At 64.8% G+C, this 13,172-nt stretch carries 11 protein-coding genes; 4 read left to right on the top strand and 7 right to left on the bottom strand.

Annotated elements, in window-relative coordinates; genetic code table 11:
* Window positions 1–5 precede the first annotated feature (5 nt).
* From OKA04_RS10865 to lepB, 6 genes are all read right to left on the bottom strand, one after another.
* Complete coding sequence (locus OKA04_RS10865; RefSeq protein ID WP_264501184.1) at window positions 6–1,082, bottom strand: Gfo/Idh/MocA family protein; 1,077 nt, start codon at window positions 1,080–1,082, stop codon at window positions 6–8.
* Between the two features lie 95 nt (window positions 1,083–1,177).
* The gene (locus OKA04_RS10860) at window positions 1,178–2,476 is read right to left on the bottom strand and encodes a hypothetical protein (RefSeq protein ID WP_264501183.1); all 1,299 of its coding nucleotides are present in this window, start codon (window positions 2,474–2,476) and stop codon (window positions 1,178–1,180) included.
* 19 nt (window positions 2,477–2,495) lie between these two features.
* Window positions 2,496–3,776: a hypothetical protein gene (locus OKA04_RS10855; RefSeq protein ID WP_264501182.1), complete on the bottom strand. Its 1,281-nt coding sequence runs from the start codon at window positions 3,774–3,776 to the stop codon at window positions 2,496–2,498.
* A 269-nt stretch (window positions 3,777–4,045) separates the two neighbouring features.
* A complete protein-coding gene (locus OKA04_RS10850; protein WP_264501181.1) occupies window positions 4,046–4,537 on the bottom strand; it encodes a hypothetical protein in 492 nt (163 codons plus the stop codon).
* A gap of 33 nt (window positions 4,538–4,570) precedes the next feature.
* Entirely contained in the window at window positions 4,571–5,407 is an 837-nt protein-coding gene (locus OKA04_RS10845; RefSeq protein WP_264501180.1) for a phytoene/squalene synthase family protein, read from the bottom strand.
* A gap of 78 nt (window positions 5,408–5,485) precedes the next feature.
* Complete coding sequence (gene lepB / locus OKA04_RS10840) at window positions 5,486–6,694, bottom strand: signal peptidase I (protein ID WP_264501179.1); 1,209 nt, start codon at window positions 6,692–6,694, stop codon at window positions 5,486–5,488.
* 272 nt (window positions 6,695–6,966) lie between these two features.
* Here lepB and OKA04_RS10835 point away from each other — a divergent pair, with 272 nt between their 5' ends.
* From OKA04_RS10835 to argF, 4 genes are read left to right on the top strand one after another with little or no spacing between them, the layout of a single operon-like run.
* The gene (locus OKA04_RS10835; RefSeq protein WP_264501178.1) at window positions 6,967–7,908 is read left to right on the top strand and encodes a DMT family transporter; all 942 of its coding nucleotides are present in this window, start codon (window positions 6,967–6,969) and stop codon (window positions 7,906–7,908) included.
* 26 nt (window positions 7,909–7,934) lie between these two features.
* Entirely contained in the window at window positions 7,935–9,185 is a 1,251-nt protein-coding gene (locus tag OKA04_RS10830) for an aspartate aminotransferase family protein (RefSeq protein ID WP_264501177.1), read from the top strand.
* A 12-nt stretch (window positions 9,186–9,197) separates the two neighbouring features.
* Complete coding sequence (locus tag OKA04_RS10825) at window positions 9,198–9,572, top strand: four helix bundle protein (protein ID WP_264501176.1); 375 nt, start codon at window positions 9,198–9,200, stop codon at window positions 9,570–9,572.
* 31 nt (window positions 9,573–9,603) lie between these two features.
* Complete coding sequence (gene argF, locus OKA04_RS10820) at window positions 9,604–10,500, top strand: ornithine carbamoyltransferase (protein WP_264501175.1); 897 nt, start codon at window positions 9,604–9,606, stop codon at window positions 10,498–10,500.
* A gap of 365 nt (window positions 10,501–10,865) precedes the next feature.
* Here argF and OKA04_RS10815 read toward each other — a convergent pair whose 3' ends face one another.
* Window positions 10,866–13,049: a family 1 glycosylhydrolase gene (locus OKA04_RS10815; RefSeq protein WP_264501174.1), complete on the bottom strand. Its 2,184-nt coding sequence runs from the start codon at window positions 13,047–13,049 to the stop codon at window positions 10,866–10,868.
* Window positions 13,050–13,172 lie beyond the last annotated feature (123 nt).

Below are 13,172 nucleotides of genomic sequence, written 5' to 3'. Positions count from 1 at the left end.
GAATGTCAGAGATCGATGGTCTTTCCGGTGCGGAAGCTTTCGTCCGCGGCTTCGACGATACGCATGGATGACAGCGCGTCATCCATGTGATCGGTCAGGTCGAGATCCTCGTGGATCGCCTTCAGGAAATACTCCTGCTCGCGATGGCACAAGCCGTCATGATCCGGCTCGTCATCGAGGCGGACGGATTCGTCGGACTTCTCGAAGGTGCCTTCCGGCGTGAGCTGCGAGTGGTGCAGGCAGATGGACTGCGTCTGCGTGTGGGCGTCCACGTTCGAACTCTGGCCCTCCGCGCCCGCTTTGTCCGCGACGATGGAGGCGCAGCCCTTTGGCCCCACGACGTCCTTCACGAAGAAGGCGACCTCGCTCATCATCGGACCCCACCCGGCCTCGTACCAGCCGACCGAGCCGTCCTCGAAGGTCACCTGCAGCGCGCCGTAGTTGATTTTCCCCTCGGGGATCTCGTCCGTGAGGCGCGCGCCGATGCCGGACACGCGCACGGGCTTCGACCGCGTCATCTGGCACATCACATCGACATAGTGGACGCCGCAATCCACCACCGGCGAGATGGAGGACATCAGCGCCTTGTGGGTCTTCCAGTTGTCGCCAAAGGACTGCTGGTTGAGGTTCATGCGCATCACCAGCGGCTTGCCGAGCGTCTGCGCCAGCTCGATGAACTTGATCCAGCTCGGGTGGTGGCGGAGGATGTAGCCGGTCACCAGCTTCTTCCCGCTCGACTTCGCCTTCGCGACGATGCCCTCCGCGGCGGCGACATTCTCGGCCAGCGGCTTCTCGATGAAGACGTGGCAACCGGCGTCAAAGGCAGCCTCCGCGTAGGGGCCGTGGGTATCCGGATAGGTGGAGATGCTCACCGCGTCCGGCTTCGTGGCCGCCAGCGCCTCGTGGAAATCGGCATACTCCGCATAGCCGCCGCCCAGCTCGGCATTCAGCTTTCCGCGGCTCTCGGCCGAGCGGGTGACGATCCCGCAGATCTCGAAGCCGGGGATTCGGTGGTAGGCAAGCGCGTGCGAGCGGCCCATGTGGCCGGCTCCGACGCAAAGGACGCGGATAGGTTTCTGCATGATCGGGGCGGTAAAACGATGTGAAGTGACGACTTATTTCAGAAATGGATGACTGCCAAGCGCTCATCCCGTTTCTGACGGTATTGCAGAAATTGTCACTCTTCGTCCGGATCGGTGTATTGGATCTCCTCTTGGGTCAGGACACTTCTCCGCCTCTCGACTTCGATGATCTTCAGGAGTTCATCACGCTCGCTCCCCGCGGGCAGGGTATTCGCCCACTCCACGGCGGACTCGGGCTCGTAGGGCGCGACGGTGGTGGCAAAGGACTTGATGGCCGCGGTCTTCGTCGATCCCTCGGCCAACGTGCCGATCCATGTGCCCGCCGCATTGAAATCCCGCTGCGTCCACTGAGCCACCAGTTCGCGGGTCTTCGTCTCGACCGTGGCGGCCGGCACCTTGCCATCCATCCACTCGATCCACTTGCCGGTGTCCGCCTTGACCTGCCATGGCGAGAGACCTTCGGCGACGGCCTTCAACTCGCTCTCGCTCAGCTTCGCGGAGGAAAGCCATGCGCCGCTGGACTCGAAGCCCTCCGCGGAAAGCTGTCCGCCGAGCGCATTCAGGGCGACCTTGGCAAGGTCGTCCTTCTTCTCGGAACGCAGCGTCTGGAGCAATGCCGAGCGCTCCTCGGGCGTTCGCGCGGCACCGGCCATCGCCCCGCCCATCCGCGCCACGTCCTTCAGGCCGAGCTCGTCGGCCAGGCTCAGGGCAAGCTTCGGGTCCTGCTTCGCCGCGCCTTCGAAGATGGTGGCCCTCGTGTCGTCGTTCACGAGCTTCGCGTGCTTCTCCGCGTTCTTCTTCAGCCACTCCATCGCGGCCACGGGGTCCTGCTCCGCCCACTTGCCGAGCGCGCTCCTCACGACGTGGGTGCCCATATCATTCTGCATCACCAGGTCCGGGGACTCGGTGTAGATCGCCACGGCCGCCTGCGGGTGATTGTTCGCCAGCATCATGACGGCGAAGCCGGTCATGTTGCTCCGCATCTCGTCATCGAGATCGGAGCTCAGCTTCATCTCCTCGATCACCACCTTGATCTGCGCGGGCGACAGCTCGGTGAAGCGCCCCATGACTTCCATGATGTTCCTTTGGAAATCCTCGTCGGGCTGCGTGCCGGTCCTCTCATATTCCTTCATCTTCACCGCGAAGGCGATCAGCTCCTTGGAGAAGGCCTTCGCCGCGACGGTCTTGTCTTCCGCCTCCTCGCGCCCGGACTTGGTGGAAAGCGGCGGCTTGCCCGCTTCTAACAACGCATCGGGCGCGAGGCCCAGCGCACGTGCCTCCTCCGTGACCTGGCGATGGACCTCGCGAACGCCCGCGAGCTGGTCCTGCTGCCGCCAGCCGAGGAATCCGCCGGCCGCGAGAATGAGGAGGGAGAGGAAAAGGGATGCTTTCATGATGCTGCTGCGGGGTCGCTCACTTGTCCTGCGCGGGCTCCTCCTTGAAGCGCTCCATCAGCTCGGCGCGCTTCGCTTCGTCGGAGATCTTCGCCGCCATCTCGCGCGCGATCTCCCGGTGGTTCGATGCCTGGCCGTTCTTCAGGAATGACAGGAGCAGCTCATCGCTCGGCTGCTCCGCGTGGAGATCGTTAATGATCTTTGCATTGCTTTCCCACTTCTCGTCGTTTCCCCACACGCTGCCGAGGGATTCAGCCGTGACGGTGTCCACGGATTCGGGTGACTGCTTCGCCACCCAGGCGCGCATTTCATCCACGTCCTTCCGCTCGATGCCGGGGCGGTGATTGAGCTGCTGGATTTTGTTGGACGCGGCCTGCATCACGATCCGGCTGCGCTCGGCCGGAGTGGCATCGATGTCGGAGAGGAATTCTCCGACCTTCTCGTAGCCGCCGCGCTGGACCAGCGAGTGCGCGACCTGGTCGAAGGCCTGGGCCTGATCCTTCTCCGGCAGATTCTCGCGGACGAGGATCGCGTAGTTCTTCTCTCCTCCGGGCTTCGTGCTCGCGAGCATGCCGTGCTGGAGCATGTCCTTCCGCAGTTCCTCCGGGACGGAGGCGAGCCGTTTGCTTGCCGCTTCCACATCGGAATGAATCAGGGCAGAGATCACCGCCGCCTCGAATTGCATCCGGCTCTGGCTCTTCCCGTCGAGCGACTTGGCCTCGAATTTCCCCGCCGCGATCTGCGCATCGAGCCACGCCGCCGCGGCAGCGCCATCCTTGTCCGTCCACTGGCGGAAGGCATTCGAAAGCTGCCAGCTCCCGAAGCCATCGGTGTCGTTGAGCCGGTCGAGGAAGCGGTTCAGCACCAGCTCCGGTTCCTTCTGTGAAAGCAGGTTGATCAGCGAGTTCTCAAGACCGGCACGTGCGTTCTGGCTCATCTCCAGCGTGGCGATCTCGTCCAGGGCCGCGGTCAGCTCCGCGGGGCTCAAGGACATCAGCTTTCGCTGGATCTTCATCATCGCCTTCATGTCCGGAATGCCGCCGCGCTCCGCCTTCGCGATCGAGTCGGCGAGGTTTTTCCAATCGATGGCGTCGTCGTCCTTCTCCATCGCCTTCCCCGCGCCGGACCTCACCTCGGCCAGCGACCGATCACCTCCAGCCGCCTGCTTGGCCGCCTCGATGTGCTGCCTTAGCAGCACCGTCTCCTTTTCCACGGTGGAGATCGATTGCTGCTGCATCCCGAGCCAGATGCCCGAGGCAACGAGCGCCACGGCCGGAGGGAGGAAATGAATGGGTTTCATCGTCATGAGGATCACGCCGGATCTTGGGAATCCGCGATTACCTCCGTGGATGTATCGGGAATGGTTACATCCGTCCGCAGGAAAGTTATGCCTGATTTTGGAATGACGGCTCCTCCTCCAAACGAGAGACATGCGATATCCCCATGAAATACAACAGGCCACCCGGACGGAGCCGGGTGGCCTGTGAAATCTCGATATGGATCCCTGCGAATCCGGACAGCCTTGGCACGGAGGCTCAGGCTACCGGCATGCCGGGTCCCCTCACGTGCTCAAGGCACGCGGAAGATCTTTCCGTTCGACGGGTCCTTCGCGAGCTGGCCACTCTTGAAGCCCTCGACGTCGATGACGTTGTAGGGGGCGTAGGGGCTGATGACCTGGGCGGGATTCGCGGTGCGCTTGGCGTCCGGGTAGGTGGGGCGCGGGGCCGGGGCGGGCGAGGAATCCGGGACATCCACGTCCGGATTGATGCGCGGCGAGGTGGGGCGCGGGGCTACCGGCGGGGCGGGATTCACCGGTGGCGGGCGATTTCCGCCGGGCACGGGCTCGAACTGGCCGCGCTCCGAGCCAGAGCCGGAGTTGTAGCCGCCGCGGTCATCCGGAGCGTAGTTGCCCTGATTGTAGCTGCCAGGGGCGCGACCGCCGGGACCGTACGGGTAGTAGGGCTCGCCATTGCGATAGGGCGGGCGCTGCTGGCCGTAAGGAACCTGCGGGTAGCAGGAAACGGCGAGCAGCGAGAGCGGCAGGAGAACGAGCGATTTCATGTCGGCCATCGGACGATGCGTTGGAGCCGATATTCAAGCAGGCGTCCCGAGTCGCAAGAGATGTTTTGAGAAGATCGCCATCTTCCGCGCTTTTGAGAGCTTGTAGCGCTGGTGGAAGACCTTGAAACCGTCCTTCCGCATCTTTTCCAGCAGGGTCTGGTAGATGGAGCGCATGATCTCGGCGGGGACGAGCGCCTTGGCGTCGGACTTCGGCATCGCGGCCACTGCTTCCTGGTAGAAGGCCGTAGCGCGATCGGCCTGCCAGGCCATCATCGCGGCGAAGCGACCGTCGTAAACCCGGCCCACGAGGTCCCGCTCGCTGTATTGAAAACGCGCGAAATCCGCCAGCGGCAGGTAGATCCGCCCGCCATTCGAGAGGTCCTCGCCCACGTCCCGGAGGATATTCGTGAGCTGGAGGGCATGGCCAAGGGCCACCGCGTAGCGTTCCGAGGCGGGGTCGGTGGCTCCGAAGACCTTCAGCGAGGCCAGCCCCACGGCACAGGCGACCTTCCAGGTATATTGAGAAAGATCCTCCCATGTGCCGAAGCGCTGCGGCCGGAGATCCATGCGACAGCCCTCGATGATCGCGGTGAGGTAGTGCACCGGGATATCGTACTGCTGCGTCAGGGCGATCACCTCACGCTGGAGCGGGTCCGGATTGGCAAAGCCGTTTTCCAGACCGTCCTGCCAAGCGCTCAGGCCCGCCTCGCGCTCCTCCAGGGGGCGGTCGGCATCGTCCGCGAGGTCATCGACCACCCGGCAAAAGGCGTAGAACGTGACCATGCCGTCCCGCCGCTCCTTCGGCAGGATTTGCAGCGCGAAGGCGAGGTTCGATTTCGCCTGGCGGGTGATTTCAGCGGAATCGGCCATCGTGGCGGTCATCTGAAAACGATGCACAATGAATGCCATGACGGCCATTCGTGCATTTGCGCAGAAGCGGAATGGTGCTCAACGGATGAATCCCCAATGACCGGTGGTAATGGGCCAGAGCGAAAAGAGCGCCGGGCCCGCGAGATTGAATTCCTTCACCGAGCCCCAGTAGCGGGAGTCGGCGGAGTTGCCGGTATTGTCGCCAAAGGCGGCGTATTCGCGCATGCCCGGCTTTGCCTCCGCCGCGAGCGTCAGCTTCGAGCCCGGCCGCTGGAGAGGCAGCAGGTATCCCGTGGCACCCGGATCTGCCAGCACGTAGCCATTGGGATTGTCCTTCCCGTATTCTCCCTGGGCCTGGATGACGCGCTGGATGCCCGGCTCCTGGGCGATGGTTCCGTTGATCCAGAGATTTGGCGACTGCACTTCCAAGGTATCGCCGGGGACGCCGCAGAGGCGCTTGATGTAGTGCGTGCCGCCGGTTTGATCGGACAGCCTGTCATTCGGGTCACGCCGGTTGGTATGAATGCCACGGGTGTCGAAGACGAAGACCTCGCCACGCTTCGGCTTGCGGAAGTGATAGGAAATCTTGTCCACCAGCACGAGATCGCCGGTATCCACCCAGCCGTTCAAAATCGGATCGCCCTTTTTGAAAAGCTTCGGCACGCGATGCTCGGACCCGGGAGAAACGGGCTCGGTGAGGAGATTGTAGGTCTCATTGACGGCCGCAGGGAAACTGAGCTCCTGGCCATTGGTGAATTTCACCTTGGTCCGCGTGAAGAGGAACCATGACTTGTCCACCGGGGGAGCGGCGAGCTGCATGTCATTCTCCGCAATGATATGCCGGTAGGTGCGCCCGCGCATCACGAGGTCCCATGCCTGCCTGCCCAGCCATGGCTTCTTCGCCTGCGGATCGTCGTTCTGATGAATCGTGATGCCGTTCAGGGTCGGCTGCATGGACCCCGTGGGGATGCGGAAGGGCTGGATGACGTAGGCGCGCAGGCCGAGTGCCACGACGAGCGCGACGAAGATGACCTCCACATTCTCCTCCCAGGCGCTCTGCTGTGGGAAGTGCGGCAAGGCTCCCTCGCAGGTCGCGCGGAGCTGCTTGGACGCTTCCTGCGCCTTTTCCTGGCTGCCGGCCTTGATCGCCTCGAGCAGGTCGGCACGGCGCGACTGGATCTCGTCGATACGGTCCGGCTTCAGCAGGTCGCGCTTGTAATGGAGGAACTTCAGCGCGCCCTTGTAGAGGAGCTTCGCTTCTTTCTTCCACTTCGGGGTGAAGAACATGGGCGGGAGTCTCGACAGGGATGAGCGGCCATGCAAGCCCGGCCTGACGAAGGGTTTCTTGACTTTCCGGGGCCCGCCTGCCACTTCCCCGGCGTGCCCGCGAACCTTCGCAAAGACCTCCGACTCGCCGCCCGCGCCCTTTGGCGTACGGGTGCGTTCGGAGCTTGATGGCACCCTGCCACCTCCGGACGCGGCCCAGGGCCCGGCGGAGGTGAAGTAATAGCCACCCTCATTCCCGCAGGCCCGCCGTTTCCGGATCCACCGATGATCCGATGAAACCACCTGACGCCCACGACCCGCGCGGGCTCGCGCTGATGCTGCTGTCCGTATTCCTCTTCGCCGCGAATACGCTGCTGCTCCGTGCGCTGAGCCTGCACCTGCCCGCCGCGGACGGCTGGATGGGCGCGCTCTACCGCGGGACGGTGGGCATGCTGATGGTGGCGGCGCTTTACGGCTTTGGCCGGGGGCTGTCCGTGAGGGCGCTGCTGGGGAGCAAGCTGGTCGCGCTGCGGGGCATCGTGGGTGCGCTGTCCATCGCTGCCTTTTACCTCACCATCGCCGAGCTGGGAGCCTCCCGGGCGGTGGTGCTGAATCTGACGTATCCCATCTTCGCCACGCTGATCGCCGCGTGGTGGCTGAAGGAGCGGGTCTCCCGGTCCGCTCTGCTGTGGATGCTGGCGGGCTTCGCCGGGCTGCTGCTCTTCGTCGGCGGGGATGCCACCCGCGGGATCACCGCGTGGGACGGCATCGCCCTGGCCGGGGCGCTGGGCGCGGGCATCGTGGTCGTGCTGATCCGGAAGCTGCGGGCCACCGAGCACGCCGGGACCATCTACGCGTCGCAGTGCTTCTACAGCATCCTGCTCGCCCTGCCGATCCGCGGGGCGGAGGTGGGGAAGCTGCCGCCGCACGCCCACCTATGGCTCATTCTCGCGGCGATCATCGTCGGCGTGTCGCAGCTCGTGATGACGAATGCCTACCGCACGATGCCCGTCTCCCGGGGCTCCTCGATCCAGATGCTGCTGCCGCTGGTGACCGCCGCGGGTGCGTATTTCCTCTTTGGCGAGCGTTTCACGGCGCTCGAGCTGGGGGGCGCCGCGCTCACGCTTTTCGCCACTTGGAGGGTGGCGGCGGCGCCGAAACGACGCCCCGAGCCCGCCAATCCATTCCCCGATCCTGCCAATACCGCCCAATTTCCCGATTTGCCAAAACCATGAAGACCGCTAGCGTCCGCCCCTTTCCCATGAGCCACGTCCTATCCACCTACGCCCGCTTTCCCGTCACGCTCGTCCGCGGCGAGGGCACCCGCGTCTGGGACGATGCCGGGAAATCCTACCTCGATTTCTGCACCGGCATCGCCGTCTGCGCGCTCGGCCACTGTCCGCCACGGGTGGTGAATGCCATCCGCGAGCAGGCCGGCACGCTGATGCATGTCTCGAATCTCTACGGCACCCCGCAGCAGGAGGAGCTGGCCCGCGTCATCGTGGAAGACCACGTGAAACTGCCGGGCAAGGTCTTCTTCGCGAACTCCGGCGCGGAATCGAACGACGGCCTCATCAAGAGCGCCCGGAAATTCGGCCACGCCCGGCCGCAGCCCGACGGCTCGCCGCGCTACGAGGTGATCAGCTTCACGAAGTCCTTCCACGGCCGGACCCTCGGCGGCATCAATGCCACCGGGCAGGACAAGGTGAAGGAGGGCTTCGATCCCCTGCTGCCGGGGTTCAAACATGTGCCCTTCAATGACCTAGCCGCGCTCGAGGCCGCCATCTCGCCAATCACCGCCGGCATCCTGCTCGAGCCTGTGCAGGGCGAGGGCGGCGTGAATGTGGCCACGCCGGAATTCCTGCGGGGCGTGGCGGCGCTGTGCAAGAAACACGACCTGCTGCTGCTGCTCGATGAGGTGCAGACCGGCTTTGGCCGCTGCGGCCCGACCATGGCATGGCGGACCATCGCGCCGGAAGTGCAGCCCGATGCCATTTCGTGGGCGAAGGGCATGGGCGGCGGCTTCCCCATCGGGGCCTTCTGGCTTTCCGACCGGGCGATCGACGCCTCCGGCAAGGAGCTATCATCGCTGATGGGCCCCGGCTCGCACGGCACCACCTACGGCGGCAGCCCCCTCGCCTGCGCGGCCTCGCTCGCCGTGATGGAAGAGATCGCCGAGTCCGACCTGCCCGCAAATGTCGCGAGGCAGGAGCAACGCATCCGCGAGACCATCGCCGCGTGGCAGCTCCCCGTCGTCACGGAAGTCCGCGGCGTCGGCCTGCTGCTCGGTATCGGGCTCGATGCTACTAGGTTTGTCGTACCGGAAGGAAAGCTGCCTGCTGCCTTCATCTGCGGCAAGGCACTAGAAGCCGGACTCCTCATCCCGCCCGCCGGCCCGGAGACCATCCGCCTGCTGCCTCCCCTGAATGTTTCAGACGCGGAGGTCGATGAGGCGCTCGGCATCCTGAAGTCGGTGCTCTCCGATCTTGAGGGGCCGGGGGTCAGGGGCTAGGGGTCAGTAGTTATGAATGTGAAATCTTACCGTGACCTGATCGTGTGGCAGAAGTCGATGGATCTCGCCGTGGACGTGCATCCGGTCGCCCTCGGCTTTCCGAAGGCAGAGCTGTTTGGCCTGACTTCCCAGATCAACCGCTGCGCGACTTCCGTACCTTCCAATATCGCGGAAGGTCACGGCAGACGGACCACCGGCGATTACATTCATTTCCTTTCCATCAGTCGTGGCTCGCTCAACGAGCTGGAAACGCAACTCACCCTGGCGATGCGCCATGGATATATTTCGGAAGCTGTCCACGACCGGCTCCTCGAATTGACCAGCGAAGTCGGCCGTCTCCTGAACGGCCTCATGGACTCGCTGGAACGTCGCCTTTCTTCACCCTGACCCCCGGCCCCAGGCCCCTGACCCCTTTCCCATGAAGCACCTGCTTTCCATCGAAGAACTCACCGCCGGACAGATCACGGCTCTGTTAGACGATGCCGTGCGCCTGAAGGCCGAGCGCGGCCGCCACGAGCAACCGCTGGCCGGGCAGACCTGGGCGATGATCTTTACGAAGTCATCCACCCGCACGCGCGTGTCCTTCGAGGTGGGCGTGAGGGAGCTCGGCGGCTTCCCGATGTTCCTTTCGAAAAATGACATCCAGCTCGGTCGCGGCGAGCCGATCAAGGACACCGCCCGCGTGCTGGGCCGCATGGTCCACGGCTGCATCATCCGCACCTTCGCGCAGCAGGATGTGGTGGACTTCGCGCACTACTCGGGCATCCCGACGATCAACGCGCTGACCGATGACGAGCACCCGTGCCAGATCCTCGCCGACCTGCTCACGGTGAAGGAAGCGCTCGGCGGCTGGGAAGGGAAGAAGATCGCCTTCATCGGCGACGGCTTCTCGAACATGACCATCTCTTGGATGTGGGCGGCCAAGCGCCTCGGCTTCGAACTCGCCGTAGCCGCTCCCGCCGCCTATCAGCCGCCCGCGGAATTCCTCGCGAAGCTGGATGCGCCGAACGTGACCGTCACCGCCGACCCGGCCGTGGCCGCGAAGGGCGCGCACGTGATCAATACCGACGTGTGGCTCTCTATGGGCCAGGAAGACCAGCAGGAGAAGGAAGAAGCCTTCGGCCCCTTCCAGGTGAATGCCGGCCTGCTCGCGGATGCGGCGGAAGGCCACATCGTCCTGCACTGCCTGCCCGCCTATCGCGGCAAGGAGATCACCGAGGAAGTGCTGGAGAAGCACGCTGACGTGATCTTCCAGGAAGCCGAGAACCGCCTGCACGCCCAGAAGGCCGTGCTGGTGGCTCTGGCGAAGCGCTGAGGATGTCGGGCTGACGCATGCCGGAATTCCGCGAAGCATGAGGTGAATTCCCGCTCCCGCTGAGTTCGGCTTTCCGACAAGCGTCGGGCTCTTACGGTCGCGTAGCGACCACGGAAGGTAGCCGCGGGTTTCAACCCGCGGTTCCGGGACTGGTTGAGCATGGTGTCGCATCGCGACACAGGAACCCGACCGGACCGCTCCCGGATCTCGGCAATACGCCGCCCTATTGATACTCCGGGGTCGCTACGCGACACCTTTCCACTCGCCGCTATTCCGCGGGTTGAAACCCGCGGCTACCTTCCGTGGTCGCTACGCGACCGATGGAAGACGCGCGGCTGCGGGATGACGCGCGTGAAGCTTTCACTCTACCCAGTTCGGTCACCGCGCGACCGCTGGCTCTCATCCCTCGTAGCACTCGCGATGGCATCGCGCAGGACGGACAGGCCCTCGGCCTCGCGGCGGGTGAGTTCGGGGTCCTTGTCGAGGTCCACGAAGTAAAGGCCGAAGTCGGTATTCGGATCGAAAGGGTGGCCCCACTCGCGGTTCGAGGTGATGGACCAGTAGTTGTAGGCCTTCACCGGCACGCCCTTCGCGATGGCGCGCTCGACCTGATCGAGGTGCGCCTTGATATAGGTCCCACGGGTCATGCCGTCGGCCTGCGGAACGCAGCCGTTTTCCACGATCAGGATCTCTTGATTGGGGAACCAACGGTGGAAGCGCTGCAGGGCATGGAAGAGCCCCTGCGGCCACACGGGTGCCGTGAGAAAGCGGCCGTGCGCGGCATCCTCCAGCAGGCGGAACTTGTGCAGCCGCCACGTCGGCAGACCCCAGTAGTAATCGAGCCCCACGAAGTCCTGCGCGCCGATCGCCTCCGTCGGGCACAGCTCTTCCGGCAATCGCCCGGACATGCCGAGATACCACCAGTTCGCATTCGCGATGAGGCTGGTGGTGCCCCAGAAGCGCCACGCCCAGTTCAGCCAGCCGGACTTGCTCTCCAGCACCTCCAGCCGCTCGACCGGCTCCAGTGGCACGATGTCCAATGCGGTCTCATCCCCCAGCACCTCGCGCGCGATGCGACGGGCGAGCTTCACCTCCAGGCCATCCTCCGCACAGGCCGCGGAGACCCCGGGGGCATCCGTGCGCAGGCCGACGCGCAAGCGCCCGCGGCGGCGGATGCGACGCAGGTCCCGGCTGGTGGAAAGATGGTCCGGCAGCGAGTCGCCACCGCTGAAAACCTCATGCAGCGAGAGCGGGCGCTGCGCCTCCTTGGCCACCGCTTCCGGTTGCGAGATCCACGGGACGCGACAGGCGATTTCCAGGTCGTCCTGGAATTGCTCCACCGCGCGGTTCACCCGGTCCATCAGCCGCTGGTGCCCGTGCGGTGCCACCACCACGTAGTGCTCGTCGCTCAGGCCGGTGGCGAGGAAGCGGAAGCGCTCGCGGTCCTGCAGCTCGAAGGGCAGCAGGAAAAAAGCATCGCCATACACCGCGGCCACCTTTCCCGCGGCGAGCGAAGTACGAGCTTCATCGTAGTTCGCGAAGACCTTCTTCCGCACCTGCGGCGGCAGGTCGCGCCGCCAGCCCTCAGGCTGGTTCCCCACGGCCACCACGCCCACGTCCTTGCCCGCCAGGGAGGCGATGCCCTTCCCGGCGTAGCCTTCCAGCACCAGCACCGCCTTCCCCGTGCGCAGGTAGGGATCGCTGAATTCGAAGCGCGTGGGATCTCCCTCCGTAACGCCGCCGATCACCAGGTCCACGTCGCCGCGCTCGCTGACCAGCGCGCCCTTCGTCGTGAACTTGAAGACCGCCTCGGACAGCCCGCGGTGGCACGCACCCCAGTCCATCAGCATCTGCAGCCAGATGGGAAAGCCGGTCACCAGGGGATTCACGCCCACCTTCGACGAGGGATGCCTTTCCCGGATAGCCGTCCTCGCCCGGGCGTGCGCGAGGAAGAGATTTGGGATCAGCTTTCCCACCGCCTCCGCCTCGGCATCCACGTCGCTGCCGCGCGGCAGGCCCGGCGGCATGTAGTAGCGGCTCTGCCACCACGGCTTGATGTAGCCGAAGGTGAGCTGGCTCGGCTCATTGAAGGTGATCCACCAGTCCACGATGTCCCCCATCGCATCCGCGGCCCGCGCGGCGTAGCGAGCGAAGAGATCCGGAAACCGGCGGCCGATCATCCCGCCATGGTCACGCTCCAGCCACGCCGGCCACACGAAGTGATGCAGCGTGACCATCACCTGCATGCCATGCGATCGCACGCACTCCGCCACGCGCCGGTAGTGGGCGAAGGCCTCGCTCTCAAACACTCCCTCCGCCGACTCCACCCGCGCCCACGCGATGGAGAAGCGGAACAATCTGCACCCGGCCGCAGCCGCCGCGCCGATGTCTTCCTCATAGCGATGCCAGAAGTCCGTCCCCTGCCCGCGCGGCGTCAGCCCCTGGCTGCGCTCCCACAGATCCCACACGTCCTCGCGCGCGGGATCGTGCGCCTCCACCTGGTGGTCGGCGTTCGCGGTCCCGAAGAGGAAATCCGGGGGAAAAGGCACGCCCCGACCCTGACTCCCCCGCGCCGGACGGCAAAGCCTGCGTTTTCCCCGCGACAAGGATGTCACACGACCCGGCCAGGATCCCGATAAAGTGAAATTCGGCCTTCGCTCCACGGGTTCCAG

Source organism: Luteolibacter flavescens, assembly GCF_025950085.1.
GTDB classification, from domain to species: Bacteria; Verrucomicrobiota; Verrucomicrobiia; order Verrucomicrobiales; family Akkermansiaceae; genus Haloferula; species Haloferula flavescens.
The sequence above is the reverse complement of the archived record's forward strand: the minus strand, read 5'-3'. Positions and strand labels throughout refer to the sequence as shown.

Excerpts from the sequence above, each read along its gene's own strand:
- OKA04_RS10850 (WP_264501181.1), bottom strand. The coding sequence starts at position 4,537 with ATGAAATCGCTCGTTCTCCTGCCGCTCTCGCTGCTCGCCGTTTCCTGC.
- OKA04_RS10845 (WP_264501180.1), bottom strand. The coding sequence starts at position 5,407 with ATGGCCGATTCCGCTGAAATCACCCGCCAGGCGAAATCGAACCTCGCC.
- OKA04_RS10865 (WP_264501184.1), bottom strand. The coding sequence starts at position 1,082 with ATGCAGAAACCTATCCGCGTCCTTTGCGTCGGAGCCGGCCACATGGGC.
- OKA04_RS10830 (WP_264501177.1), top strand. The coding sequence starts at position 7,935 with ATGAGCCACGTCCTATCCACCTACGCCCGCTTTCCCGTCACGCTCGTC.
- OKA04_RS10860 (WP_264501183.1), bottom strand. The coding sequence starts at position 2,476 with ATGAAAGCATCCCTTTTCCTCTCCCTCCTCATTCTCGCGGCCGGCGGA.
- OKA04_RS10855 (WP_264501182.1), bottom strand. The coding sequence starts at position 3,776 with ATGAAACCCATTCATTTCCTCCCTCCGGCCGTGGCGCTCGTTGCCTCG.
- lepB (WP_264501179.1), bottom strand. The coding sequence starts at position 6,694 with ATGTTCTTCACCCCGAAGTGGAAGAAAGAAGCGAAGCTCCTCTACAAG.
- OKA04_RS10825 (WP_264501176.1), top strand. The coding sequence starts at position 9,198 with ATGAATGTGAAATCTTACCGTGACCTGATCGTGTGGCAGAAGTCGATG.
- OKA04_RS10835 (WP_264501178.1), top strand. The coding sequence starts at position 6,967 with ATGAAACCACCTGACGCCCACGACCCGCGCGGGCTCGCGCTGATGCTG.
- argF (WP_264501175.1), top strand. The coding sequence starts at position 9,604 with ATGAAGCACCTGCTTTCCATCGAAGAACTCACCGCCGGACAGATCACG.